Here is a 24,741-nt window from a genome sequence, read left to right as displayed (position 1 = left end):
CATGACAGAGGACGAACGGGCGAGGGAGCTCACCCCGCCACCGGCGCCCGCGCTACGGCTGCGGGGAATCAGTAAGAGCTACGGTCCGGTCGTCGCCTGCGACGCCGTGGATCTCGCCGTGCACCAGGGCGAGATCCACGGTCTGCTCGGTGAGAACGGGGCGGGCAAGTCGACGCTCATGAAGATCCTGCTCGGTCTCGTCCAGCGGGACGCCGGAAGTGTCCTGCACCACGACGAGCCGGTCGACATCGACAGCCCGCAGAAGGCCGTGGCGCTCGGCATCGGCATGGTTCACCAGCACTTCAGCCTGATCAATCCGCTGACGGTCTGGGAGAACGTCATCCTGGGCGACACCGGGAAGATCGACAAGGCCGCCGCCTGTGACCAGGTGCGGGACGTCTCCCAGCGCTACGGCCTGCCGATCGACCCGCTGGCCAGGGTCGAACGGCTCTCCGCGGGCGAGCGGCAGCGGGTCGAGCTGATCAAATGCCTGCGCAGGGACCCGTCGGTGCTCATCCTGGACGAGCCGACGTCCGTGCTCACCCAGGCGGAGTCGGCCGAGCTGTTCGGTGTGCTGCGCCACGTGGTCCGCGCGGAGAACCGCGCGGTCATCCTGATCAGCCACAAGCTGGCGGAGATCACCGCGGCCACCGACCGGGTGACCGTGCTGCGCAAGGGGAGGGTCGTCTTCCAGAGCGCGACCGCGGAGACGGGGCCGCAGGAGCTGGCCCGCCAGATGGTGGGCAGGGAGGTCTCCCTGGGCAGCGAGGCCGCGGCGCTCGGCCTGCTGCCGGTCGATACCCCGCGGACGGATGAATCCGGAACGGGTAAAGCGGAGGCCTCGGTGGCCGCGCTGCGGCTGCGCGGCCTGACCGTCACCGTCGACGGGGTGCGCGTGCTGTCCGACCTCGACCTGGCCGTCGCCCCCGGCGAGATCGTCGGCCTGTACGGGGTCGAGGGCAACGGCCAGTCGAACCTGGGCGACGTGCTGTCCGGGCTCGTCGTCCCGGACTCCGGGTCTGTCGAGATCTCCGGCAGGCAGGTGGACCTGAACCGCCCGGGGGCGCTGCACGCGGCCGGACTCGGCATCGTGCCGGAGGATCGGCACGCATCCGGGGTGGTGCTGGACATGAGCGTCGCCGAGAACCTGGTCATGAAGTCGCTGAACGCCGTGAGCGGCCGCGCGTTCGTCAGCCGCAGGAAGACGCATGAGGTGGCCCGCCGCCTGGCGGCCGAGTTCAACATCGTCACCCCGTCGATGGACACCCCGGTGCGCAGCCTGTCGGGAGGCAACCAGCAGCGGGTCGTGCTCGCCCGTGAGCTCTCGGCGGGACCGCTCGTGCTGGTCGCCGCGCAGCCCACGCACGGGCTGGACGTGGGTGCCATCGAGGACATGTACCGGCGATTGCGCGACGTCGCGTCAGGAGGAGTGGCCGTGCTGCTGATATCCACCGAACTGGAGGAGGTCATGGCGCTCTCCTCCAGGATCGCGGTGATCTCCTCCGGGAGGATCACCGGTGTGCTCTCCACCGGGGAGGCCACGGCCGAGCGGCTCGGGATGCTGGTGGGCGGGGTGGCCGCGTGAACGAAGTCCGCGAGGACCTCCGCCGGGACTCCCCCCAGAAGCCGGGTCGAAAGTCCCAACCGGCTTCCGGCACGGACGACACCTCCGGGCGTCGCCTGCTGGCCTTCCTGACCCCGAGTGCGGGCGGCTGGCAGACCGGCCTGGCGACCGCCGCGGGCGTGCTCGTGGCGCTCTCCCTGTCGTCACTGCTGATCGCCGTCACCGGGGGATCTCCCCTGGAGTCGGTGCAGGCCCTCTTCCAGGGCAGCATGGCCAACTGGACGGCCTGGACCTCCACGCTGCTGTACGCGGCACCGCTGCTGCTGGTCGCCGTGGGTGCCTGCGTCAGCGCCCGAGCGGGCACGTTCAACATCGGCCAGGAGGGCCAGGTGCTGATCGGCGCCCTCTTCGGGGCCTGGGTCGGCCTGCGCCTGGCGGTCCCGGGGCCGCTGCTGCTGGTGATCGTCCTGTTGACCGCCTCGCTGGCGGGTGGCGCCTGGGCGGCCCTCAGCGCGCTGATGTATCGGATCCGCGGCGTCAACATCGTGGTCAGCACGCTCCTGATGATCTTCATCGCCCAGCAGGTCGTCGCGTTTGCGGTGAACACGCCGTGGCTGCTGCAGGAGTCGCGGGTCGGGGATGCCATCGTCTCGCCGCAGTCCAACCCGCTGCCGGCCGGCGCGCTGCTCGGCTCGGTCGGTGAGTACCCCGACCTTCAGGTCAACGGGGGCCTGCTGCTGGCGCTGGTCGGCGCCGTGGTGGTCGCGGTGGCGCTCGCCCGCACCCGGTGGGGATTCCGGCTCACCATGCTCGGCCTCAACCCGCTCGCCGCCAAGCACGCGGGGGTGCGCGTCAACGCGCTGGGCGGTATGGCGCTGGCCATCTCCGGCGCCTTCGCCGGTCTGGCCGGGGCCGTGCTGCTGGCCAGCCCGGTGGGAGTCAACCGGCTTCAGCCGGGCATAGCGATGAACATCGGCTGGGACGGCATGCTGGTGGCCCTGGTCGCGCGTAACCGGCCGCTGCTGACCGTACCCGTCGCCCTGCTCTTCGGCGTGCTGCGTTCCGGCGGCGGCTTCCTCGCCGCGACCGGTGTGCCCCCGTTCCTCGTGGACGTGGTCAAGGCCCTGCTGGTGCTGGCCTTCGTCGCTCCGCCCGTCATCGTCGCCATGCTCCGGCGTCGCAGGGCCGGTGTCCGTACCGCGCGCGCCGAGCACCGGCCCGCGCCCGTCGCAGAGGGGGCCGCGCTGTGATCGCCGTAGACGACATCTCCACCATCCTGTCCAGCGGGATCAGGCTCACCGTTCCGCTGGCCTTCGCGGCGTGCGGGGAGTACCTCGCCGAGCGGGCCGGCGCCATGAACATCTCCGTCGAGGCGATGATGCTGGGCGCCGCGTTCGGCTCGGTCGCCACGGCCAGCGCCACCGGCAGTGCCACCACCGGGCTGGTCGCGGGCGTGCTGATCGGGCTCCTGATCGGGTTCGTGCACGGCAACCTCTCACACCGGCTGGAGATCAACACCTTTGTGATCGGTCTGGTGCTCAACGCCCTCGTGCTCGGGCTGACCAGTTACCTGATCACGGTCAGCTCGTTCGAGTCGCACCAGGTGTCGCAGGTCAGCATCCCCTGGCTGCGCGACATCCCGCTGATCGGCCACCCGCTGTTCGTCGAGCGCTGGCCGGTCTACCTGCTGATCGTCCTTGTCCCGCTGACCTGGTGGCTGGTGGAACGCAGCAGGTGGGGTCTGGAGCTGCGAGCGGTCGGCGAGCAGCCCCAGGCCGCCGACGTCACCGGTATCCGGGTCAACCTGCGCCGCCGCCAGGCACTGCTGTGGTGCGGCGCGCTGGCCGGGCTGGGGGGCGCGTACCTGGCGGTCGGCGAGGTCGGCTCGTTCAACCAGAACATGACCGCCGGGCGCGGGTACATCGTCATCGCGGCGGTGATCTTCGGTGCCTGGCGGCTGCGGCGGACCCTGATCGGCTGCGCGCTCTTCGGCCTGGCCGACGCCATGCGCCTGGCGCTGCCGGCGCTGGGCCTGACGATGAACTCGCAGCTGCTCGTGGTGGCGCCGTACCTGCTCGCGCTGCTGGCGATGCTGTTCTTCGCGAACCAGAACCGTGAACCCAGGGCGCTCGGCCAACCGTTCGAACGGGGATCCACCTGACGACCGGGCCGAGCCCCGATGACCACCCGCAATGAAACACACGATATTTGGAGGAATCAATGAGTAATCTGACCCAGGCGAGATGGACTCATGTCGCGCTGCCCACCGGCGACCTCGACAAGGCGATCGAGTTCTACACGTCGCTGACGCCGCTGGTGGTCGTCGAGCGGTTCCGCGACGCCGACGGTGAGAGCGCCTGGCTCTCCAACGACAAGCAGGTGGAGACCCCGATGGTCCTGGTGCTCGTCTCGTTCAACAAGGACAAGGGCGGGCAGCTGGGGCTGCTGACGCCGTTCGCGCACATCGGCATCGAGGTGCCCGAGCGCACCGACGTGGACGGCATCGCCGAGCGGGCGCGCGAGCTGGGCTGCCTGCACTGGGAGCCGCGCGACATGCCCGACCCGGTCGGCTACATCTGCGCGCTGAAGGACCCCGACGGCAACGTCATCGAGATCTCCCACAACCAGCAGGTCTTCAACACGGTGCGCAAGCTGTGGGCGAACCCCTCCTGAGCGGACAGCTCACCCGGGTCGCGGTCGCACGGTACGTCGAGGCGCTCAACGCGCACGACGCCGATGCGGTCGCGGCCTGCGTGAGCGAGGACTTCGTCAACGAGCACACCTCGGCCCTGGGGCGGAGCGTGACCGGCAGGCACGGCTACCGCGCCAACCTCACCGGCTTCCTGGCCGACTTCGTGGACCTGCGCTACGAGGTCGAGGACCTCCTCGTCGAGGGCGACCGGGCGTCGCTCGCCTACCGGATGTCGTTCCGGCTGGCCTCGGCGGGCGGCAGGCCGGTGGTGGTGCGCGGGGTGTTCAGGTTCCGGGTCGACGCCGACGGTCTGATCGCGCACCGCACCGACTACTGGGACAGTGGCGAGGTACGGCGACAACTCGACACCCAGCCCTAAACCCTCTTTAGGTCGATCAAACCCAAAGCATCCGTAAGGGCTTAGATGGGCTGAAATAACCCTCAGGGGCCCTCGGTGCCGGAACGGGCACCAGGGGCCCCTGAGGGCTGCTGGGGGGCGTCCGAAGGCCCCGAACGTGAGACGGCCGGTGGGATCTCTCCCACCGGCCGTCTCTTCTGGGTGGCGCGGGTCAGTTGCCCCAGTCCTGGTTGGGCACGACCGCCTCGGCGATGCGGAAGCTGCCGCCCGGCAGCGGCTTCTTGCCCTCCTCGTCACCCCTCGCCTTCACGACGTTCTTGCCGAACCCCGCCACGAGCGGGCGGCCCACGTCGCGCTTGAGCCACAGGCGCAGCAGGTGCCGGCGGCGCTCCGGCTCGGGCCAGTCGACGTAGCTGGTCCGCGAGTGCAGGGCGGCGTAGTTCAGCAGCCACTGGACGTCACCCGGCTGGAAGTCCATGTCGATCGGGAGCCCCTGCTCCTGGGTGATCTCGTCGTAGAGGTGCAGCAGCTCGATCTGCGCCTCGGTGAGCTGCGGCACGCCGGGGTACTTCTGGGCGGAGAAGATCATCGTGCTGCCCGCGTAGGTGCTGAAGACCCCGTCGACGTAGCTGCAGATCGGGGAGACGTAGGTGTCCGAGAGGGCGTCGGGGTCCTGGCCCCGCCAGTCCCAGTGCCAGGGCTCGAACAGCAGGGGAGCGAGGTCGGGGCGGCGGCGCAGGATCTCGTTGTAGATCGTCGTGCCGCTCACCAGGCTGCTGGAGCCGCCCTCCTTGGACGCGCGCAGGCACAGCAGCGCCACCACGTCGGAGCTGTCGGAGTGGAAGGGCAGCCGGTCGCGCACCCGCGACGGCAGCGCTCCGGGGTCGTCGAGCGTCTTGTTGGAGGTCGCGATGACGTGGTCGAGCACGTTGCCGAGCTGGTTCTGCTCCATCGGCGTGCCGAGGTGCAGGCCCATCAGGAAGAAGATCGCGCCGGCCAGCGTGTCGCCGTACTCGGCGGTGCGCAGGCCGCGGACCAGGATGAAGCCGCGCCCGGCGTCCATCTGCCGCGCGCACTCCTCGATCATGCCGCGCGCGGCGACGAGCGGGTAGCTCTCCGCGGTCACGTCGCGCAGGTCGGGGTCGTCCTCGACGAACCGGCGGCCGAGGGTTTCCAGCTCCTCACGCTCGGCGTCGTTGAGAAGGTAGATCCACTCGGTCGATCCGGCCAGCTCGTCACCGCGCCAGGCGGAGGGGCCGGTGATGGAGGATGAGGAAAGGTCTGTGGTCATGATGCGCTCCGAGTGCTCGGGGTCGTCTCAGAAAGTGCTCGCCGGGGCGGGACACGTGATCCGGGCGGGAACGCGACGGGAGAGGCCGCACGAACCGGTCGTACGGCGGAGCCCGCCGCGACGCCAGGGTCAGAAGGGAGTCTGCGGATCCCCGGCGGCGGTACCTGGGCGCAGGCCCTTGCGCGGCGGGCGGATCCGCATCGGATCCCTGGGGCAGGGCAGGCTGGACCCGGAGCCTGGTGCGGCTACCTGGGTCATGGTTCTCTCCTGCGGCTGGTGGTTCTCCCGCCACGCTAGACCGCTGCCAAAGGTTCCGTCAATAGAGATGTCGTCTCGCCCTCCGTTACGCCTGTGCACCCCTGCGGCCCTCCGGGCGGGGCCGGCCTCAGCGGGCCTCCCCGGCGCGGCGCTCCCGCTTCCCCCGGGCGATCTCGGTGCCCAGGGAGTCGAGGCGCTGGGTCCAGAAGTGCCGGTAGCGGTCGAGCCACCTGTCCACCTCCCGCAGCGGGGCGGGGTCGACGGCGTACAGGCGCCGTGTTCCCTGGGCGCGCACGGTCGCGAACCCGTTGTCTCGCAGCACGCGCAGGTGCTGAGAGACGCCGGGCTGGGAGATCCCGAACTCCTCCTGCACCACGGCGCTGATTTCGCCGGCCGCCCGCTCGCCATCGGCGAGCAACTCCAGGATCCGGCGCCGGACGGGGTCACCGAGAACGTCGAGTGCGTGCATGGCCTCACTATCTCAGTGTCGACTCAGATGCGGGAATTCCGCGGCCGACTGAGCCGTTCGGCCGCCCCAATCTGCCTCCCACCTGGACGTATGCGCCGCGGGATGGTGCCATGGGAGGAGAGGGATGCCCGGAGAGCCGGCACCTGTGATCCAGGAGGCCACAGTGAAGGCAACCATAGGTGACAAGCTGATCGTGGAGGGGACCCACAGTGGCGACCCCCGCAAGATCGGGTTCATCGTCGAACTCCATCACCAGGACGGAAGCCCGCCCTACGTGGTCCGCTGGGAGGACGACCAGCACGAGAGCCTCGTTTTTCCTGGGCCTGACGCCCATGTGGTGTCGAAGACGCCGGAGTAGAAGGCGTTTCACGCCCGTTTGGTGAGAATTACCCATGGCGGGGCGGCCGGGACCGCTCCGCCCCGGACACCGGTGATCCCATCGCGTCGCGCGGGCTACGATCGCTGATGTGCAGCAGCGTGAACTGGGTGGAACCAGCAGGCAGATCGGCGTCGTCGGGCTCGGCGCGTGGCAGTTGGGGGCCGACTGGGGTGAGGTCGGTGAGGACGAGGCGCTGGCCACCCTCAACGCGGCCGTGGACGCCGGGGTCACCTTCGTCGACACCGCCGACGTGTACGGCGACGGACGGAGCGAGCGGATCGTCTCGCAGTTGATCAAGGACAGGCCCGGGCTGACCGTGGCCACCAAGATGGGCCGCCGTGTCGCCCAGGAGCCGTCCGCCTACACCCTGGACAACTTCCGGGCCTGGACCGACCGCTCCCGGGCCAATCTCGGCGTCGACACCCTCGACCTGGTGCAGTTGCACTGCCCGCCCACCCCGGTCTACTCCTCGGACGAGGTCTTCGACGCCCTCGACACCATCGTGGAGGAGGGCCGCGTGGCCGCCTACGGGGTGAGCGTGGAGACCTGCGAGGAGGCGCTGACCGCGATAGCCCGGCCGAACGTGGCCACCGTTCAGATCATCCTCAACGCCTTCCGGCTCAAGCCGCTGGAGAAGGTGCTCCCGGCGGCGGATGCGGCCGGGGTCGGCATCATCGCCCGCGTCCCGCTGGCCAGCGGCCTGCTGTCCGGCAAGTACGACGAGTCCACGGTCTTCGCCGCCGACGACCACCGTACCTTCAACCGGCACGGCGAGTCCTTCGACGTCGGCGAGACCTTCTCCGGGGTCGACTACGCCACCGGCCTGGAGGCGGTGCGCCGCCTGGCCCCGCTGATGCCGCCCCAGATCACCATGGCGCAGTTCGCGCTGCGCTGGATCATCGACCAGCCCGGCGTCTCCGTGGTCATCCCCGGTGCGCGCAACCCGGCCCAGGCCCGTGCCAACGCGGCCGCCGCCGCGTTCGACGCGCTGCCCGAGGCCACTCTCCAGGGTGTGCGGGAGATCTATGACGAGCTGATCCGCCCCCAGGTCCACCAGCGCTGGTGAACCGCCGCGGGTGACGATGCCGGTCATGATCTCCTGGATCCGGCGCGCCATGGAGGTCCACCGGTGCCGGTGAACCGCCGCGGGTGACGAGGGCCGGGTTCCGTACCCGTGCGCGAACCGGCCCTCGTCGGCAGGTTTTTATGGATCTGTAAACCGGCTGGTTATGCGGGGCCGCATCGGGACCGCCGGATGATATTGGGTTAGCCGAAAAAGCGGAATTCAGGAGGGAGCGGCCGGGATTTTTGGCCGCCGGATGAATTCCCTTTCTCTGGCCGGGGAGTTGTCCGTTAGGCAAAATAGGGGAAGTCCTTTTATCTGCCCATTCATCGTGTGACGTGCCTTAGCGGGGCGGGCGCCGTGCCAGGCTACGCGCGGGCGCGGGCGCGGCGTAGCCGCTCCCCGGCCGCGGTGCGCTGGGGCGCCGACTCCTCCCGCTGCAGCCGCTCCCGTGCGTACAGGCGCAGCCAGTCGGCGATCAGATAGACCGGGGAGGGCCTGGGCTCCGCGGTGACCACGTGGGCCTCGGCGAGCCTGTCGGCGACGTCGGCGGCCAGCCGCACGTCCGAGTCGAGCAGCGCGGCCAGATCGTCGGCGGTGAACTCGCCGCTCGGCAGCGCGCCCAGGCGCCGCAGCGAGGTCCACAGTTCGGGACTGAGGTCGCGCTCGTAGGTGGCCGCGCAGGTGCGCAGTGACAGGTCGTCCACCGACAGCTCGTCCAGCAGCAAGTGCTCGTCGGCGAGGCGGTCGGCGAACAGGGAGAGCCTGACGTGACGGTGGGCGGCCAGTCGCGCCCCGGCGATGCGGACGGCGAGCGGAAGGTTGGCGCAGGTGCCGACCACGCGCAGGGCGGCCGCGGGGTCGGCGTCGACGCGCTCGGCACCGGCGGTCCGCCGTAGCAACTCGACGCCTTCCGCGGGGGTGAAGGTCTCCAGCGTCACGTGGTGCGCCGACTCCAGGGCGCTCAGCCGCCTCCTGCTCGTGATCAGCACTCCGTTGTCCCCGGTACCGGGGAGCAGGGGCCGTATCTGCGCCGCGGTGGACGCCTCGTCGAAGATCAGCAGGATGCTGCGCTCGGCCAGCCAGGCCCGGCAGGCGGCGACCCGCTCGCCGGCCCGGCGCGGAGGGTCGCCCTCGAAGCCGCAGGTGCGCAGGATCTCGGCCAGCACGTCGGGAATCGAACGCTCCCGGCCGCCCGCCGTGCGCAGCCGTACGAAGAGCTGCCCGTCGCGGAAGCGCTCGCGCAGCAGGTGGGCGGAGTGCACGGCCAGTGCGGTCTTGCCCGTTCCCGCCGGGCCGGAGATCACCACCGGCGGGCTGTGCCGGCGGGTGCGGAAGACGCCGAGGATGTCCTGGACGCTCTCGCGGCGGCCGGTGAAGTCGGCCAGGTCGCGGGGGAGCTGGCTGAGGTGGGCGATCACCTCCTGGCCGTGGCCCGCGATGGGGTGCGGCCTGATCACGGTCGCGCCGCCGAGGTGTGGCGGGCCCCCGGCCGACGGGCCGTCCAGGGACGGGTCACCCGCGAGGATCGCCCGGTAGAGCCGTTCGAGGACCGGGCTGGGCTGGAGGCCGAGCTCCCGGGCCAGTGTCTGGCGCATGTCCTCGTACTGCGCCAGGGCCTCCGACTGCCGCCCGCAGTGGAACAGCGCGATCATCTGCGTGCTGCGCAGCCGTTCCCTGAGCGGGTGGCGCCGGACGTTCTCCTCCAGGGAGCCGATGATGTGCGTGTGGTGTCCGAGGCTGAGCTCCGCCTCGGCCCAGTCCTCGTACACCGACATGCGCTCGCTGCGCAGCCGGGAGAGCTCGTCGCTGATCAGCGGCACGTGCGCCATGTCGGGCAGGGGGTCGCCCCGCCAGAGCCGCAGAGCCTCGTGGAGCGGTCCCACCGCCTTGGTGATCTCGCGGTCGCGCAGGTGCTGGCGGCCCCTGCGGGCCAGGGTCTCGTAGACGAGGATGTCGAGCTGCTGGGGACCGAGCCGTAGCTGGTAGCCGGGAGGACGGTAGGCCAGCCGGTCGCGGTCGGCCTCCCCGAGCACGTTCTTGCGCAGCGCGGACACGTAGACCTGGACGTTCTTCAGCGCGGTCCTGGGGGGCTCCTCGCTCCACGCCGCGGTGCTGAGCTGGTCCACCGGGACGATCCTGTTGGCGTGGCAGAGCAGCAGGGACAGGAGCACGCGCTGCTTGAAGGGCCCGAGCGGGACCAGGCTGCCGTCGCGGCGGGCCTCAAGAGGGCCGAGCACGGCGAAGGTGGTCTCTCCCGCCTCCGCCTTCTCGCGCACTACGGTTGCACCCACGGGGGATTCTCCATTGGCTGTCCAGGCGGCTGCGGAAATCTGACCGGGTTATGTGGAGGCGGGCTCACGGAATTGTCATGATATATGCGCCCATCTATTAGTAAACCGGTGATTTCTGCTGAAGTAGTCAGCTCTGATTGTCAACCAGGAGCTCGTGAAGTGAACCGAGCAGGCGCAGCCCGGCCCGCCGTCTTTCCTCGGTCCCGCCCGCGAGCGCGGCGACGATGGACAGCAGGTCGCCGAACTCGGATCCGGTGCCCTCCAGCACCCGCAGGGCGTGGCGGTTGCGCTGCACGATCCGCAGCGCCGCCGACGCCTGCGCGGCGAAGAGCGTCAGCAGGGCCAGCTCGTCGATGGCCGCCCGCGCCTGCGGGTGAGGATCGAGCACCTCCAGTACGCCCAGCGCCTCGTCGTCGTGGACGAGCGGCACCGCCATGAGCCCGCCCGGCACGTACGCGGTCGACTCGGCGATGTCGCGGGCGAACACCGTGCTCGTCGACAGGTCGTCGACGATCAGCGCGTCCCCGGCGCTCAGTACCCACCCCGCGATGCCCCGCGTGGCGGGAAAGCGCCGTCCGACGAGCACCTTCTCGCCCTCGCCGGAGACCGCCTCGAAGACCAGGTCCCCGTGCTCCTCGTTCACCAGGAAGATCGAGCTCGCCTTGGCCCCGAAGATCACACGCGCGGTGTCGACGATCGACTGGAGCAGGAGGCGGTGTTCCGCCTCCGAGCCGGCGACCGCCGCCGAGACGGCCGCGATCATCTCACCGTTCACCATCATTGAGCTTCCTCACATTCTGCGCGGTCAGGTACAGGACGGTCTTCACCTGGAAGGGCGTCAGCCCGGGGTGCTTGCTCAGGATCAGCGCGCAGTGGGCCGCGACGTGAGGGGTCGCGAAGCTGTTCCCGGTGCACCGGGTGCGCCCGCCGCCGGGCCAGGCCACCTCCACGTCGGATCCATGGGCGAAGAACTCCACGGGCGGGCGTGGGTTGTACAGGATCAGTCCGGGATCGGCCCCGGCATGGCTGCCCACGGAGATCACCGAGGAGAACCGCCAGGGGAAGCTCTCCACCGGCAGGTTGTGCGCGGACGCCACGAGCACCGTACGGCGGAAGTAGGCGAGGTCACCGAGTTCGCGCAGCGGTTCGGCCAGATGCCTCCTGTTGGTCGACAGGCTCAGGCTCACCACGTCGAAGCCCTGCTCGATGGCCCAGCGGAGCCCGGTGACGAAGGCGTCACCGGTTCCCGAGAAGCCCGCTCCCAGCACCTGGACGCTGTGCAGCTCGCACTCGGGCGCGATCGAGCGGATGATCCCGGCGCACGCCGTTCCGTGCCCGCAGGTGTCGGCGGCGTCGCTCTCCCGCACGACGGCCTTACCGTCCGGGCCCGTCACCACGGCATGGGCCGCCTGCACCGGGGCGAGCAGCGGGTGGTCGCGATCGACCCCGCTGTCCACCACGCAGACCCGCACACCGCGCCCGGTGGCGCCCTGCCACGCCCACTCTGGGGTGATGGCCGCGTTGCCCGCGGCGGACACGGTGATGTCGGCGAGGTCGTCCTCGGCGCCGAGCCGCCAGGTGAGCTCGGGACGGGCGGTCATCGCCGGCCCGCCAGCGCCAGTGCCCATCCCCTGCCGACCAGGTGCCCCTTGGCCGCGAACTCGGCCATCGCGCCGCGCGCCGCGGCCTCGCTCTCCTGGCAGGCGCCCAGGACGGCGAGGCCGCGGGCGTTGCCGAGCAGCACCGTGGCGCGGCAGACGGGGGAGTCGGTGCCGCCGGCTTCGCGTACGGCCAGGTCCATGAGCTCCCGGCAGGGCTCCGCGGCGCCCCGGGCGGCGAGCACCTCGGCCCGGATCGCGTGCAGCTCGGCCGTGTTCATCGGGGCGGCCCGGGGCGAGTCCTCCAGGGCCGTGCCCGCCCACAGCTCGGCCCCGGCCAGGTCTCCCCGGCGCAGCAGCGTGCCGGCCAGGTCACGTGAGGCGGTGACCAGAAGCTGGGTGTCGCCGAGCGCCCCGGCCTTGGCGCATGCCTGGCGGAGCAGGTCCTCGGCGAGGTCCCAGCGTCCGGCCAGCGATTCGACGGCCGCGGAGAAGATCGGCATGAACGCGTCGGCGTAGGCGTGCCGCAGGTCGGCGAGGGACCGCCCGGCCGCCGCGAGGGTGGTCCTGGCCTCGTCGAACCTTCCCCGCGTGGCCAGCAGGACCGCCAGGGGACAGCCGACCACGGCGCGCACGATCCCCCGGTCCCTGCCGTGCGCGGCCAGCAGGTCACGGCACCTGGAGATGGCGACGGGCGCCGGTTCCGGGCCCAGCCAGAGGGAGGCCGCCAGGTTGCCCAGGATGGTGGCGCGCTCCAGCTCGGCACCGGACCGCGTGGCGTACTCCAGGGCACGCTGCAACATCTCCCTGGTCTCGGCGAACCTGCCGCGCCCCTGCGCCTCCTGGGCGACCATGGTCCAGGCCCTGGCCAGTCCGAGGTCGTCGGCGGCGGCCTCGAAGACCGGTATGGCACGGCGCGCGACCTCGGAGGAGCCGGCCGGGTCGAAGTGGCTCAGGTAGAGCGAGGCGTGGGCGGCCACCATCGCGTCCGCGTCGCCGGTCGCGCGCTCCAGCACCTCGGTGAGCAGCAGCCGTCCCCGCTCGACGTCACCCAGGGTGATCTGGGTCTCCGCGACGCGCCCGCTGATCCGCGGCCAGCCGGGATGGGCCGGCCCCAGCAGCGCGGCCCCTCTGCTGAGCAGGTTCTCCGCCCTGGACAGGTCGCTCCTGCGCAGCGCGAGGGTGCCGGCCTCCGACAACCGGGCCGCCGCCCCGTCGCGCAGCCGCGCGGTGTGTTCGCCGGGAGGGCCGAGGTCGGCGCGGTGCCGGTATGCCTGCTCCAGGTGCGTGCCGACCGCCTCGTCCCCGCCGTCTCCGGCGGCCAGCCAGCCGGCGAACCGCTCGTGCAGCTCGGCCCGCCGACGCTTGGCCATGCCGCCGTAGACGACCTCCTGGATGAGGCCGCTGGTGAACCGGAACGTCGCCTCCGTACGATGCTCGACGAAGGACTTGCGCCGGAGCTCCTCCAGCGGAGCGCCGGGCTCGCCGGTCCCCGAGACGGCCCGCAGCTCCCCGGCGGTGAATTCCCTGCCGACCACCGCGGCGCACTCCAGCACCTCCCTGGCCGCGGGACCCAGCCTGTCGACGCGGGCCGCGATGAGAGCGTGCACGGTCAGCGGCAGGCCGTGTGGCTCCCCACCGTCGCCGAGCATGGCCACGAGCTGCTCCAGATACAGGGGGTTGCCCTCGGAGCGGTCGGCGATCCGGTCGAGCAGGGCGCCGTCGTGCGGCGTCACCTCGGCCAGCCCGGAGGCCAGGAGCCGGGAGTCGGCCGGGCCGAGCCGGGGCAGCGCCAGCCGGGAGGCGGCCTGCCAGCCGGGCATGCGGTCGAACAGGTCGGAGCGCGTCACGCAGAGCACCATCACCGCCGCCTCGCTCAGCTCCTCGGCCAGCCGGCCGAGCGTGTCGAAGACCGGGCCGCCCGCCCACTGCACGTCGTCCAGCACGATCAGCACGTACGTGGAGCGCCCGAGTCCCTCCAGGACGCTGCGCAGCGCCCAGGAGGTCTCCTGGTGTGAGGGGTTGGGCGTGCCGTCCTTCAGCAGGCCGTCGCGGAGTACGGCGAGAGCCCGCGGGTCGGGCGTGCCCACGGTCACCAGCTCGCGCACCGCGTCCGCCACCCCGAGCAGCGTGCCGCCCGCGCCGTACGGGCGGCAGCGGCCGGAACCGACGAGGACACCACGCTGCCCCGCGCGCTCCGCCCACAGCCGTGCCAGCCGGGTCTTGCCCACCCCTGCCTCGCCGTGCAGGGTCACGATGCGGCAGTGGCGGTGCCTGATGATCCCGTCCAGGGTCCGGTCCAGCTCGCGCAGCGGTTCCTGCCTGTCGACGAACGGGATGTCGAACCGCCGGATCACGGCCGGGTCGTCGGAGCGCATCGAGACCAGCCGCCACGCGGTGACCGGATGCCGCTTGCCGCGCAGTGTCAGGGGGCCGGCCGCGGTGCCCACGGCGGAGGGGCCGACCAGGCGCCAGGTCTCGGGCCCGAGCAGGATCTCTCCAGGCCGGGCGAGCTGCTGGAGCCGGGCGGCGGCGTTCACCGTCTCGCCCGCGACAAGGGCCTGCTCACCGCGGGCGAGGCCAGAGGCGACGACCTCACCGGTGTTGACGCCGATGCGGACCCTGAGCCGGATCCCGAGATCGTGGTCGAGATCGTCGTTGAGCCGTTCGAGCGCCGCCCGCATGTCCAGCGCGGCACGGGCGGCGCGCAGCGCGTCGTCCTCGTGCAGCTCCGGTACCCCGAAGACGGCCATGACGGCGTCGCCGATGAACTTCTCCACCGTGCCGCCGTGCCAGGCGAGCTGGTCGCGCATGAGCGCGAAGTAGCGGATCAGGACCGCGCGCAGGGACTCGGGGTCGAGGCGCTCGCTCAGCGCGGTGGACTCGGCCAGGTCGCAGAAGAGCACTGTGACGATCTTGCGCACCTCCACCGGCGCCGGCGCGGCGAGGTGTGTGCCGCACGACGGGCAGAACCGGGGGTGCCCCGGAGTCTCGGCCAGGCAGGAAGGGCATCGCATGATCATCCCCGATCAGAACAGGAGTCCGCCGACGATGTGGGCCTCGACCTCGGGAGAGCCCTCGCGCAGCTGCCCGTGGATGGAGACCAGGAGCGCGACCTCGGCCTCGCTCAGCGAGCGGACGATCTCGCGCTGCTCGGGGCCGGCGAGAGTGAGGTCGATGCCCGCCCGGGCCAGCTCGTCGAGGGGGTCAAAGGTCATGTTTCCTCCCGGGGTGGCCGAGTGAGACGAGGTCGCCGTAGGGCGGGCAGCCGTACCTCCCGGCGAAGCCCACCCCGCCGCCGGCCAGCTGCATGTCGCGGACCCGCCGCTCCAGGAAGGCGGCGGCGGGCGTGTGCGGGGGAGGGGTGACCTCCAGCTCCCGGCAGGTCTCGCAGTACCCCCGGCCCGGCGGGGCGCCGGCCAGCCGGAGCGGGCCGTACGTTCTCAGGGCGCGCAGCGTGCCGGAGGTCAGGCAGCGCTCCCTGACCGTGCTCCAGTCGTCGGCACCCGCGTGCCCCAGGCGCAGGTGGCCGGGGACGGGACGGTGGTCGACGACGTCCTGGTTGCAGCACGCGGTGATCGTCCCGTCGAACCCGACGGTCGGCCAGGCGGCCATCACGCACGGCAGTGCGGGCGCGACCCCGGAGCCCGTCACGGTTGCGGCGTTCCCGGCGGCCGGTGCGGGGAGGAGCGCGGGCGCGCCGGCACGGGCCCGGCCGACCGGCCGCACGCGCCCCACCAGCATCGGGATCCGGTCGTGGAACTCCCGCCGGATCTCCGCGGTGACGTCGCGCAGGTAGGGGTCGTCGGGCCCGCTCCCGGTGAGATGGAAGCTGAGGTCCTTGCCCCGCGCCAGCAGCGCCCGCATGACCGCGAAGACGCTCTTCCTGGGCACCTCCTCCTCGTGGAAGGCGTCCAGGCTGGCGGAGAAGTGGTCGGCCGCCTCGATCGCCCCGGCGATCGAGGCGGGAATCCGGGGCGCGAAGAACATGCCCGACAGGATCATCGTGCGGGTGCCGCTGCGGGCGGCGGTCTCGGCCAGGGAGCGGGCCAGACGGGGCCGGAGCAGCGGCTCGCCCCCGGTGAGCATGACCAGCTCCGGCCGGTCCGCCGGGGTGAACGTCCCGGCGAACCGCTGGAAGATCTCCCCGGGATGCTCCTCGGAGCCGGGCAGCGAGCCGGTCGAGCAGTGACCGCAGCGCAGCGGGCACCGCCGGGTGATCGCCATGAGCACCGCGGCGGCGGGTACGGGGCGCAGCGCCAGGATGTCCATCAGGTGCACGGGAGCACCTCCGGGGGTTCCCCGGCCAGCTCGCGCAGGAGCGCGGCCGCGGCGCGCACGGTGTGCAGGGCGCTGGTGCCGACGGCGGCCTGCTGCTCGCGCGTCGGCCGCAGGCCGTCGAGCATCCGGTCCAGGCCGTCGCGGTGCCCCGGATCCAGCGCGGCGTGCCGCCACAGGGTACGGAAGGCCGCCGGGGGGTATCCGGTGCCCCGTTCGAGGTGTTCGAGCAGTGCGGGGGAGGGCGCCTCGTCCTCCAGCACCGCGACGTACCCGAGCAGCGCGACGGGGTGGTGGTGCAGCACCCAGTAGTACTGGGCTCCGACGAGTTCGGCCACCGACGGGGGCGGCGTGCGGCGCAGCAGTTCCTCCGCCGAGGGCTCGATCGAGGCCAGGTCCTCACGCAGCCAGTCGTCGTGACAGGTCTCCTCGGCCGCGTGCCGGTCCAGGTACTCGCCCAGCTCCCCCTCGCCCAGCTCCACCGCCCTGGCCGACGCGGCCCGCAGCAGCGGTACCGAGGCTCTGATGACCATGTGCATCGCGCACAGGTAGTCGCGGTAGCGCCGTCGAGGACCGGGGGCGCGCCACAGCGTGCTCTCCGCGCTCCTGAGCGCGTGGCCGGCCAGGTCGATCTTCGCCCGCAGGATGGCGCTGGGGGGTGGCATCGGGCTCCCGTCGTCTGAACGAAGTGTCGGCTCGGCCGGTTGGATAACGGTTGAAACCCGGTATGGAAGTACCTGGTGCCGCGCCCTGCCAGGGGCGGTGCCATGCCTCAAACCGGATTCCAACCGCGATCAAGGCGCGCTTTAACCGGGCGCTCGCACACTGGGCGCCACGTGCCGAAGAGGGAGCCGGACATGGCGGACGTCGCGGTCGAGACCAGCGAACTGCGCAAGACCTACGTGAGCTCGTCCGGGGTGACCGAGGCGGTGGCCGGGCTCACCCTGCGAGTGGGCAGGGGGGAGCTGTTCGGCCTCCTCGGGCCCAACGGGGCGGGAAAGACGACGACGATCGGCATGCTCACCACCAGGATCGTTCCCACCGGCGGTGTGGCCAGGGTCGGGGGCGCGGACGTGGTGCGCGAGCCCATCGCGGTCAAACGCCACATCGGTGTCGTGGCCCAGTACAACAACCTCGACCGGCAGCTCACCGCGTGCGAGAACCTGGAGTTTCGCGGCCGGTACGCCGGGCTGCCCGCGAAGGAGGCCAGGCGGCGGGCGCTCGAGTTGCTGGAGCGGTTCGGCCTGGGTTCCCGCGCCACGGCCAGGATCACCGAGATGTCCGGCGGCCAGGCGCAGCGCGTCATGATCGCGCGGGCGCTGATGCATCGGCCGGACATCCTCTTCCTCGACGAGCCCACCTCGGGTCTGGACCCGCAGACCAGGGTGAACCTCTGGGACACCCTGCGGGAGATCCGCGCCGGGGGCCAGACGATCGTGCTGTCCACCCACTACATGGAGGAGGCCGAGGAGCTCTGCGACAGGATCGCGATCATCGACCGCGGAGCCGTGCTGGCCTGCGGGGAGCTCGCCGAGCTCAAGACGGCGACCGGCCTGCGGACCGTGCTGACCCTCACCTACGACGGTGACCCGGAGAAGATCGTCGAGCAGGCCCGGCGGCTGGCGGGGGTCACGGACGCCGAGGTCTCGGAGAACCGGCTGCGCGTCTTCACCCTGGCGCCGGAGGGCATCCTCGCCGCCCTGGTGAGCGCGGGCCAGGACGCCGGGCTGGCGCTGGCCGACGTCCGGGTCGTGCGGCCCAGCCTCGAAACGGTGTTCCTCGCCCTGACCGGGCGGGAGTACCGGGATTGACCTCCTCCCCGCGGCATCGCGCCGCGCCCCCTCTCCCGGGGCCGGAGCCCGGGACCTCCCCGCTCAAGGAGCTGCGATGACGGCATCGACCATCGCGCCGCCGGCCGCGTCACGCGGCTACGCGCGCACCTTCGGCGCGCTGCTCGCCAGGGACCTGCGGGTGCTGCGGCGGGACCTGCCCTCCTTCATGGCCCGCACCGTGGTCCAGCCCGTCCTGTTCATCTTCGTGTTCGCCGTGGTCCTGCCGCGGATCGGGTACGGGGCGGGGCAGGGACTCTCCGAGGCCGGGCGCGCGGAGACGTTCGCCACGATCCTGGTCCCCGGCCTGGTCGCCTCGGGCATCGTGCTCCAGGGCATCTTCGCCGTGACGACCCCGCTGGTCATGGAGCTGTCCTACACCAAGGAGATCGACGACAGGGCGCTGGCCCCGATCCCGGTCTGGGCCGTCGGGGTCGAGAAGATCGTCGCGGGTGCGATCCAGGGGGTGATCGCGGCGGTGGTCGTCTTCCTCGCCGTGCTGTTCGTGCACGGCCCCGGCGAGGCCCCGAACATCGACTTCGGTCGCTGGCCGCTGCTGATCGCGGTGCTGGTGCTGTCGTCCCTGCTGACCGCCTGCCTGGGCCTGCTCATCGGCACGCTGCTCCCGCCCCAGCAGCTCAGCGCGCTGTTCGCGATCTTCATCGTCCCGCTCATGATGCTCGGCTGCGTGTACTACCCCTGGTCCGCGCTGGAGGCGCTGCCCTGGCTGCAGACCGCGGTCCTGGTCAATCCGCTGGTCTACGTGAGCGAGGCGCTGCGCGGCGCGCTGAGCCCCGCCGTCCCGCACATGCCGGAGGCGGTCGCGCTGGGCGTGCTCGCCGCCGGGACGCTCGCCACGGGCGCGCTGTCGCTGCGGTCGTTCGCGCGGCGTCTGGTGGGCTAGCGGTGGACGGCGATCTGCCCCGGCGATGGTCCGGCGACCCCGTCGGCCGCGATGCCGAACTCGCCGGCCTGCGCGACCTGCTCGGCGCGGCGCGGCTCGTCACGCTCACCGGCGCGCCGGGGGTCGGCAAGACCCGGCTGGCGAACGCGTACGCTCTCACCCGGGCCGGTGCCTATCCCGGCGGGATCTGGTTTCGCGACCTGACCGCCGGTCTCGGCGATCTCACCGGCCTCGACGCTCTTGCCGTGGTCCCCGGCGACGGGCCCGCGCTGCTCGTGCTCGACACCTGCGAGCACGTCGCAGACCGGTGCGCGGTGACCGTTCCGGAGTTGCTCGGCACCCACCCCGGACTCCGTGTGCTGGCCACCAGCAGGGAGCCGCTGAGCGTTCCCGGCGAGGTGACCTACCGCCTCGCCCCGCTGGACGTGGCGCGGTCCGCCCGCCTGTTCGCCGAACGCGCCGCGGCGCAGGGACGGCCCGCCAGCCCGGAGACCGCAGAGGCGGTCGAGGAGATCTGCCGCCGCCTCGACGGCCTGCCGCTGGCCGTCGAGCTCGCCGCCGCGCGCTCGATCATGCTGTCGCCGGCGCAGATCGCCGAGCGGCTCGACGACCCGTTCCGGCTGCTGGCCGGGGGGAGCCGCACCGCCCACCCCAGGCACAGGTCGCTGGAGGCGGCGATCGGCTGGAGCCACGAGATGCTCCCCGGGCGGGAGCGGCTGCTGCTGCGCAGGCTCGCGGTGTTCGAGGACGGCTTCGTCATCGACGACGTGGAGGGAGTCTGCGCGGGCGCGGGTATCAGGCCCGACGTCGTCGTCGACCTCCTGGCCAGACTCGTGTCCAGGTCCCTCGTCGAGTGCGACACCGCGGGCACCGTGACCCGCTACCGGCTGCTGCGGGTCGTGCGCGCCTACGCGGGGCGGGAACTGCGCGCCGACGGCGAAGCCGGGACCGTGCGGGCGCGCCACGCCGAGTACTACGCGGCGCTGGCCGAGCGGGCGGCGGAGGCGCTCACCACGGGCGCCGCCACGCCGCACCTGGAACGCGTCGAGGCCGCCTACGCCAACATGCGGGCGGTCCTGTGCTGGTGCGTCTCCGGCGGGCCCGCGACGGTCGGGGCCAGGCTGGCGAGCGCGCTGGAGACGTACTGGATCGTGCGGGGCCGCCCGCGCGAGGGGCGCGGCTGGCTCGCCTCGCTGGTCTCCGCCGGAGGGCTGGTCCACGGCGAGGTGCCGGCCGCCGCGGCGCTGAGCACCGCGGTGCTCTCCTGCGCCCTCGGTGAGTACGCCGACGCCGCGGACGCCTGCCGCCGGGCACTGGCCATGTTCCGCGAGCTGGGAGACGAGGCCGGGCAGACCCGGGCCCTCGCGGTGCTGGCGGGCCTGCGGACGATGAGCGAGCCCGCCTCGGCCAGCCGTACCCTCACCGAGCTCGCCGCCCAGGGCAGGGCGCCGGTGGGCCACGCGTGGAACTGCGCGCCCCTCGTCCTGCTCGGGCACGCCCGCGTCGCCGCGGGGGACCTCAGCGGGGCACGCGCGGCACTGGAGCGGTGCGTCGCCGTCGGCCGCAGGCACGGCTCGGAACTGAGCCTGGAGATGGGCCTGCTGGCCATCGCGCAGGTGGCCGTCTACCAGGGCGCGTACGCGGAGGCGGAGAGCGCGCTCGGACAGAGCCTGGCCGTCGCCGAGCGGATGGGCGACGTCTGGGGAAGGGCCGCGGTGCTCAGGGGGCTGGGAGAGGTGGCCTCCTGCCGGGGACGGTACGGCCAGGCGGGGGAGCGGCTCGCCGAGGCGGTCGAGATCGCGCGCTCCGCGGGCTCCCCGCCGCTGCTCGGTGACTGCCTTGACACGCTCGGCAGGATGCTGCTCGACATCGGCGAGTACGAGGCGGCCAGGGAGGTGTTCTCCGAGGTGGCCGAGGTGGGCGAGCGCACCGCCGCGCGGCTGGCGGCGATGGGGCTGGCCGGTCTCGGCGCGGCGATCCTGGGTTCGGGTGGTGCCGCCGCGGCCGCCGCGGCCCTCACCTTCGCCGAGGAGGCCATGGCGCGCGCACGCGAGACCGACGACCGGCCGCTCACCTGGCGGTGCCTGTTCACCCTCGGCCGCGTCACCCGGTGCGCAGACCCGGTCCGTGCCGCCTCCGCGCACCACTCGGCGCTGCGAGCCGGTGCCGCCATGGGCCTGCGCGCCCAGACGGCCGACTCGCTGGAGGCCATGGCCGGGCTCGCGGCGGGGCACCACCGCCACGAGCACGCCGCCAGGCTGTTCGGCGCGGCCCAGTCGCTGCGCGACCGGCTGGGGCTGTCACGTCCCCCGGCGATGGCGCCGCAGCACGAGGCGGACCTGGCCGGGGTGCGCGCGGCGCTGGGCGCCGACGCCTTCGCCGCCACGTGGGCCGAGGGCGCCGGGCTGGACGTCGGCCAGGCCGTCGTCTACGCGGGCCGGGGCCGGGGGCCGCGCGGGCGGGGGGTCGGCTGGGCAGCCCTGACCAGGGCCGAACGCCAGGTGGCCCTGCTGGCGTCCGGCGGGCTGACCAACCGCGAGATTGGCGCGAAGCTCTTCGTGTCGCCCCGCACGGTTCAGGCCCAGCTGTCCAGCGTGTTCGCCAAGCTCGGCCTGTCCTCGCGCAGGGATCTGGCCCGCGAGTACGACTCACGGGCCAGATCCCTGCGCGAGCAGGACTCACCCCTCCTCGCGCAGCGCGACGACCCCGGTGGCGCAGAGGATCCTGAAGGCCGCGTCGCATACCTCACGGGCCGGCTCGGTGGCTGAGCCGGCCCGCGTCTTGTCCCGCCACTCACCGACCGTGATTCCCACCGCGGCCGCTTCGAAGGCGGCCAGCAGCGGGCCGGTCAGCGGGTAGCCCACCGTGCCGCCCCGGGGGAACAGGTAGCCCTGGCGTTCGTGGGCGAGCGCGTCGAAGGTCAGCGTGAAGTCGCGCAGCAGCAGGTGGACGGGGTGGTCGGCCCAGTGCACGGCGTCCGGCGCGACGCCCGCGACGAGCGCGCCGTCGGCGAGCCCCGGTGGATCCTGCGCGGTCGTCGCCCGCTGGGCTCGGACCGCCGCGTCCCAGGCGAGCCCGTCGAGCAGCAGGCGGCGCACCCCGGGGGGCAGGTCCGCCTCCTCGATGAGGGGCGCGGGGTCGGTGCCGGAGCCCAGGTCCAGGCGCTCGGCCCAGTCCGCGACGTCGCAGTTCGCGACCGCGATCATGCAGCGCAGCAGGGTGGGTGCGATGTCCTGCAGCGCCTCGACCCGCCCGGCGAAGACCATCGCCCGCCGGTAGTCCTCGGTGCCGAAGCCACGCGAGCTGACGACGAGCGGGGGCTGGAAGTCGAAGAACTCGATGCCGTACTGCTCGGCGTACTCGAAGAAGTCGGTCCCGGGGAAGGCCATCAGCGGCGCGAAGTGCACCTTCTCCACCCCGCTCGCGTAGGCGAAGCGCACGCTGTCGCGGACCTTGTCCGCGTTGTCCCCCGGCATGCCGATGATGATGTCCGCGGCCAGGGCGTGGTTGTGGTGGCGGCGGATGAGGGAGGCGGCCTGGGCGAACCGCCGCCGGTCGAACCTGCGGGCCGCCAGTTGCAGGGTGTCGGCGTCGGAGGACTGGATGCCCAGGGTGATCACGCGGCATCCGGCGCGGTTCATCGCCCGTACGTAGTCGAGGTCGACGTGTTTGACATCCGGGTAGACGTCCACCACCGTCCCCCGGTTGTGCTCGGCGACGATCTCGAAGATCTCCATGGCCCGGTGCCGCGAGATGCCCAGGTGGGCGTCGCACATCCGCAGGTAGGGGATGCTCCCGGCCAGCAGGTAGGTCAGCTCGCGCTCGATCCGCTCCATCGGGAACGCGCGGAGTTTCGGCGCGCTGTAGAGGCAGAACCTGCACTTCTGCCGGCATCCCCGGCCCGTCTCGTAGGCCAGGACCGCGCCGGGCCTGCGCCGCAGGATCGGCTCCAGGGGAAGCCTGTCGGCGGTGAAGACCAGCGGCAGCGCGCCCAGGTCGACGTCGGGCGGATCGTCGTTGTGCACGGGCTCGCCGTCGACGCGCCGGGTGAGGCCCGCCACCGCGTCCAGGTCGCCGCCCCGCGCCAGCTGTTCCAGCAGGTCCGGGTACGCCTCCTCGGCCTCGCCGCGCAGCACCAGGTCCAGCCACGGATACTCGCGCAGCAGGTGGGCGGCCATCCGCCGGGAGTTGGCCTGGGCGCCGCCCCACACGACGCGGCAGTCCGGCAGGTGCCGCTTGACGATGCGTCCCATCCGGGTGAACTCATCGTGGTTCCATACGAACGCGGAGAAGGAGATCACGTCCGGCCGGTAGTCGAACAGCCGCGCCATGAAGGCGTTGTAGTGCCCCAGGTAGTCCTCGGCCAGGTTGCCCACGTCCTCGTGGAACCAGACCCGGTGCTCGACCCGCGACGGGGGGAGGCGGTCGGCCACGGCCGCCCGGATCAGCTCCACCCCCAGCGAGAACCCGTCGTCGTTGGAGTAGACGAGTACGGCCTTCAGGGTCATGACGATCTCCCCGCTGTCGATCTCGGCGTCACTGCTCTCGGCCGTGCGGAGCGCAGTGCCTCGGCGAGGTCGTCGAAGGCGGCCGTCGCCCGCGCGTGCGCCTCCCGGTAGGCGGCGGCCTCGATCGGCTCCTCGTCCAGCGCGCGTTCCACGATCCCGATGAGGTCCTCGCCGGTGTGCGCGTTCCAGTAGCGGTGCGCCATGCCCAGCTCGCCGGTGAGCTCGTGCAGCTTGCTCGTGCCGTTGCGGCGGCTCCAGAACGGGTCGACCGCCACGAACGGGGTGGCGCCGCGCAGTGCGAGGATCGCGCTGTGGTAGCGGGAGACGAGGACGAGGTCGCAGCGGGAAAGGGCCTCGGTGAGCTCCTCGGCTCCGGTGGAGGTTCTCCGAAGGGGGACCTCCCGGATACGGGCGCCCGGCACCGACCGGGCGAACCGGGCGCCGACCTCCTCGTCCCCATAGATGTTGGGCACCGTGATGAGCTCGATGTCGGCGAAGCCCGCCAGCTCGATCAGCGTCAGCCCCAGCTCCGTCACGAACCCCAGCGCGGCGGCCCGCTCCCCGGGACTCGTCGCCTCGGCCATGACCTGCTCCGGTGGCACGCACAGCGCGAGGTCCGCCGCGCCGTGCCCGGCGAGGTTGCGGCCGACGAGGTGGGTGACCAGCTGCGAGGTCACCCCCGGGGCGCCGACGGCGACGCCGATCAGCGGCCGGCGCCGCCCCGGGCGCGGCGGCCGGGGCAGCGGCTCCAGCGCGAAGGCGGGATCGGGGACGACGGTCGTGTCCGGCACGCCGGTCGCCTCGCCCATCCGCAGGGCGGCTCCCGCGCCGCGCACGGTCAGGTGGTCGATCCGCTCCCGGACCGCCCTCAGGTAGCCGCGCCAGTCGTCGCGCGCCGCCGCCGGGGTGTCGTCCTGCAGGCCCACACCGTGCCAGGCGACCCACATGCCGGGGTCGAACGCCCGAGGGTCGCCGCCCAGGCAGAACACCTGCATGATCGGGTGCCGGAACGGCGGGCCGCTCCACAGGCCGCCCGCCATCACGACGGCGTCGAACGAGCCCGCGCCGGGCCAGCGCCCTTCCCCGTCCACCCAGAGCGGCGCGGGCTCCGCCGCCGTGCTCCACGGGCAGAAGTGCCCGAAGACGGCACCCGGCAGGCGGCGGGAGAGCTCGGCCTCCGTCACCGCCGCCAGCAGCCGGTCGCCGACGTTGGGCAGGCTGCTCCCCGCCCAGATCGCGATCTGCCGGGACATCTC

21 protein-coding genes are annotated in these 24,741 nt (G+C 72.3%); 10 read left to right on the top strand and 11 right to left on the bottom strand.

All coding sequences use genetic code 11. The features are described 5' to 3' along the window. Position 1: 1 nt before the first annotated feature. Genes ACQP0P_RS27380 through ACQP0P_RS27360 form a run of 5 tightly spaced genes read left to right on the top strand, consistent with a single transcriptional unit; the run spans position 2 to position 4,635 of the window. Entirely contained in the window at positions 2-1,585 is a 1,584-nt protein-coding gene (locus tag ACQP0P_RS27380; protein WP_433359367.1) for an ABC transporter ATP-binding protein, read from the top strand. Continuing rightward, positions 1,582-2,814 carry an ABC transporter permease gene (locus tag ACQP0P_RS27375; RefSeq protein WP_433359365.1) on the top strand — a complete coding sequence of 411 codons (1,233 nt, stop codon included), beginning with the start codon at positions 1,582-1,584 and terminating at the stop codon, positions 2,812-2,814. Before ACQP0P_RS27380 ends, ACQP0P_RS27375 begins: the two co-directional genes overlap by 4 nt. Next, positions 2,811-3,725, top strand: coding sequence for an ABC transporter permease (locus ACQP0P_RS27370; RefSeq protein ID WP_433359363.1), 915 nt, complete (start codon positions 2,811-2,813; stop codon positions 3,723-3,725). The genes ACQP0P_RS27375 and ACQP0P_RS27370 overlap by 4 nt, the downstream gene beginning before the upstream one ends. A gap of 59 nt (positions 3,726-3,784) precedes the next feature. After that, complete coding sequence (locus ACQP0P_RS27365; RefSeq protein WP_433359361.1) at positions 3,785-4,237, top strand: VOC family protein; 453 nt, start codon at positions 3,785-3,787, stop codon at positions 4,235-4,237. After that, positions 4,219-4,635, top strand: coding sequence for an ester cyclase (locus ACQP0P_RS27360; protein WP_433359359.1), 417 nt, complete (start codon positions 4,219-4,221; stop codon positions 4,633-4,635). Before ACQP0P_RS27365 ends, ACQP0P_RS27360 begins: the two co-directional genes overlap by 19 nt. Before the next feature lie 190 nt (positions 4,636-4,825). Here the strand turns inward: ACQP0P_RS27360 and ACQP0P_RS27355 are convergent, their stop codons facing one another. Together ACQP0P_RS27355 and ACQP0P_RS27350 are read right to left on the bottom strand one after the other, a co-directional pair. Further along, on the bottom strand, positions 4,826-5,905 hold the full coding sequence (locus tag ACQP0P_RS27355) for a TauD/TfdA family dioxygenase (RefSeq protein ID WP_433359357.1): 1,080 nt from the start codon (positions 5,903-5,905) through the stop codon (positions 4,826-4,828). A 385-nt stretch (positions 5,906-6,290) separates the two neighbouring features. Continuing rightward, positions 6,291-6,632, bottom strand: coding sequence for an ArsR/SmtB family transcription factor (locus tag ACQP0P_RS27350; RefSeq protein WP_433359355.1), 342 nt, complete (start codon positions 6,630-6,632; stop codon positions 6,291-6,293). Between the two features lie 163 nt (positions 6,633-6,795). Here ACQP0P_RS27350 and ACQP0P_RS27345 point away from each other — a divergent pair, with 163 nt between their 5' ends. Together ACQP0P_RS27345 and ACQP0P_RS27340 are read left to right on the top strand one after the other, a co-directional pair. Then, the gene (locus ACQP0P_RS27345) at positions 6,796-6,990 is read left to right on the top strand and encodes a DUF1918 domain-containing protein (protein WP_350928610.1); all 195 of its coding nucleotides are present in this window, start codon (positions 6,796-6,798) and stop codon (positions 6,988-6,990) included. Positions 6,991-7,099: 109 nt separating this feature from the next. Next, positions 7,100-8,077 carry an aldo/keto reductase gene (locus tag ACQP0P_RS27340; RefSeq protein ID WP_433359353.1) on the top strand — a complete coding sequence of 326 codons (978 nt, stop codon included), beginning with the start codon at positions 7,100-7,102 and terminating at the stop codon, positions 8,075-8,077. Between the two features lie 365 nt (positions 8,078-8,442). Here ACQP0P_RS27340 and ACQP0P_RS27335 read toward each other — a convergent pair whose 3' ends face one another. The 7 genes from ACQP0P_RS27335 to ACQP0P_RS27305 all read right to left on the bottom strand — a co-directional run bounded on the left by ACQP0P_RS27335 (position 8,443) and on the right by ACQP0P_RS27305 (position 16,909). Next, positions 8,443-10,368, bottom strand: a complete 1,926-nt coding sequence (locus ACQP0P_RS27335) for a BTAD domain-containing putative transcriptional regulator (RefSeq protein ID WP_433359351.1) — start codon at positions 10,366-10,368, stop codon at positions 8,443-8,445. A gap of 127 nt (positions 10,369-10,495) precedes the next feature. Beyond that, complete coding sequence (locus ACQP0P_RS27330) at positions 10,496-11,149, bottom strand: GAF domain-containing protein (RefSeq protein WP_433359349.1); 654 nt, start codon at positions 11,147-11,149, stop codon at positions 10,496-10,498. Beyond that, positions 11,133-11,969 (bottom strand): S8 family peptidase, encoded by an 837-nt coding sequence (locus ACQP0P_RS27325; RefSeq protein WP_433359347.1) that lies wholly within the window; start codon positions 11,967-11,969, stop codon positions 11,133-11,135. Before ACQP0P_RS27325 ends, ACQP0P_RS27330 begins: the two co-directional genes overlap by 17 nt. Continuing rightward, positions 11,966-14,983: an adenylate/guanylate cyclase domain-containing protein gene (locus tag ACQP0P_RS27320; RefSeq protein WP_433359345.1), complete on the bottom strand. Its 3,018-nt coding sequence runs from the start codon at positions 14,981-14,983 to the stop codon at positions 11,966-11,968. The genes ACQP0P_RS27325 and ACQP0P_RS27320 overlap by 4 nt, the downstream gene beginning before the upstream one ends. Positions 14,984-14,995: 12 nt before the next feature. Next, a complete protein-coding gene (locus ACQP0P_RS27315) occupies positions 14,996-15,184 on the bottom strand; it encodes an aroma-sacti cluster domain-containing protein (protein WP_433359343.1) in 189 nt (62 codons plus the stop codon). Continuing rightward, entirely contained in the window at positions 15,174-16,238 is a 1,065-nt protein-coding gene (locus tag ACQP0P_RS27310) for a radical SAM protein (protein WP_433382135.1), read from the bottom strand. Before ACQP0P_RS27310 ends, ACQP0P_RS27315 begins: the two co-directional genes overlap by 11 nt. Then, positions 16,238-16,909, bottom strand: coding sequence for an iron-containing redox enzyme family protein (locus ACQP0P_RS27305; RefSeq protein ID WP_433359341.1), 672 nt, complete (start codon positions 16,907-16,909; stop codon positions 16,238-16,240). The genes ACQP0P_RS27310 and ACQP0P_RS27305 overlap by 1 nt, the downstream gene beginning before the upstream one ends. A gap of 192 nt (positions 16,910-17,101) precedes the next feature. Between ACQP0P_RS27305 and ACQP0P_RS27300 the strand changes: the two genes are divergently transcribed. The 3 genes from ACQP0P_RS27300 (at position 17,102) to ACQP0P_RS27290 (ending at position 21,745) form a co-directional block, all read left to right on the top strand. Continuing rightward, entirely contained in the window at positions 17,102-18,055 is a 954-nt protein-coding gene (locus ACQP0P_RS27300) for an ABC transporter ATP-binding protein (RefSeq protein WP_433359339.1), read from the top strand. 76 nt (positions 18,056-18,131) lie between these two features. Next, positions 18,132-18,977 (top strand): ABC transporter permease, encoded by an 846-nt coding sequence (locus ACQP0P_RS27295; protein WP_350928628.1) that lies wholly within the window; start codon positions 18,132-18,134, stop codon positions 18,975-18,977. 2 nt (positions 18,978-18,979) lie between these two features. Beyond that, on the top strand, positions 18,980-21,745 hold the full coding sequence (locus ACQP0P_RS27290) for a helix-turn-helix transcriptional regulator (protein ID WP_433359336.1): 2,766 nt from the start codon (positions 18,980-18,982) through the stop codon (positions 21,743-21,745). Here ACQP0P_RS27290 and ACQP0P_RS27285 read toward each other — a convergent pair. Beyond that, entirely contained in the window at positions 21,656-23,485 is a 1,830-nt protein-coding gene (locus tag ACQP0P_RS27285) for a B12-binding domain-containing radical SAM protein (protein ID WP_433359334.1), read from the bottom strand. The two genes, ACQP0P_RS27290 and ACQP0P_RS27285, sit on opposite strands and share 90 nt — an antisense overlap. Next, positions 23,482-24,738 (bottom strand): polysaccharide pyruvyl transferase family protein, encoded by a 1,257-nt coding sequence (locus ACQP0P_RS27280; protein ID WP_433382132.1) that lies wholly within the window; start codon positions 24,736-24,738, stop codon positions 23,482-23,484. Before ACQP0P_RS27280 ends, ACQP0P_RS27285 begins: the two co-directional genes overlap by 4 nt. Positions 24,739-24,741 lie beyond the last annotated feature (3 nt).

Source organism: Streptosporangium sp. CA-115845, from assembly GCF_050943795.1.
Classification (GTDB): Bacteria; Actinomycetota; Actinomycetes; order Streptosporangiales; family Streptosporangiaceae; genus Streptosporangium.
This window is presented reverse-complemented; position numbering and strand designations above follow the sequence as displayed.

What these genes read in the sequence shown, in the direction of transcription:
- ACQP0P_RS27325 (WP_433359347.1), bottom strand. Translation starts at nt 11,969, where the DNA reads ATGACCGCCCGTCCCGAGCTCACCTGGCGGCTCGGCGCCGAGGACGAC.
- ACQP0P_RS27380 (WP_433359367.1), top strand. Translation starts at nt 2, where the DNA reads ATGACAGAGGACGAACGGGCGAGGGAGCTCACCCCGCCACCGGCGCCC.
- ACQP0P_RS27365 (WP_433359361.1), top strand. Translation starts at nt 3,785, where the DNA reads ATGAGTAATCTGACCCAGGCGAGATGGACTCATGTCGCGCTGCCCACC.
- ACQP0P_RS27295 (WP_350928628.1), top strand. Translation starts at nt 18,132, where the DNA reads ATGACGGCATCGACCATCGCGCCGCCGGCCGCGTCACGCGGCTACGCG.
- ACQP0P_RS27355 (WP_433359357.1), bottom strand. Translation starts at nt 5,905, where the DNA reads ATGACCACAGACCTTTCCTCATCCTCCATCACCGGCCCCTCCGCCTGG.
- ACQP0P_RS27285 (WP_433359334.1), bottom strand. Translation starts at nt 23,485, where the DNA reads ATGACCCTGAAGGCCGTACTCGTCTACTCCAACGACGACGGGTTCTCG.
- ACQP0P_RS27315 (WP_433359343.1), bottom strand. Translation starts at nt 15,184, where the DNA reads ATGACCTTTGACCCCCTCGACGAGCTGGCCCGGGCGGGCATCGACCTC.
- ACQP0P_RS27330 (WP_433359349.1), bottom strand. Translation starts at nt 11,149, where the DNA reads ATGATGGTGAACGGTGAGATGATCGCGGCCGTCTCGGCGGCGGTCGCC.
- ACQP0P_RS27320 (WP_433359345.1), bottom strand. Translation starts at nt 14,983, where the DNA reads ATGCGATGCCCTTCCTGCCTGGCCGAGACTCCGGGGCACCCCCGGTTC.
- ACQP0P_RS27280 (WP_433382132.1), bottom strand. Translation starts at nt 24,738, where the DNA reads ATGTCCCGGCAGATCGCGATCTGGGCGGGGAGCAGCCTGCCCAACGTC.
- ACQP0P_RS27350 (WP_433359355.1), bottom strand. Translation starts at nt 6,632, where the DNA reads ATGCACGCACTCGACGTTCTCGGTGACCCCGTCCGGCGCCGGATCCTG.
- ACQP0P_RS27305 (WP_433359341.1), bottom strand. Translation starts at nt 16,909, where the DNA reads ATGCCACCCCCCAGCGCCATCCTGCGGGCGAAGATCGACCTGGCCGGC.
- ACQP0P_RS27310 (WP_433382135.1), bottom strand. Translation starts at nt 16,238, where the DNA reads ATGGACATCCTGGCGCTGCGCCCCGTACCCGCCGCCGCGGTGCTCATG.
- ACQP0P_RS27300 (WP_433359339.1), top strand. Translation starts at nt 17,102, where the DNA reads ATGGCGGACGTCGCGGTCGAGACCAGCGAACTGCGCAAGACCTACGTG.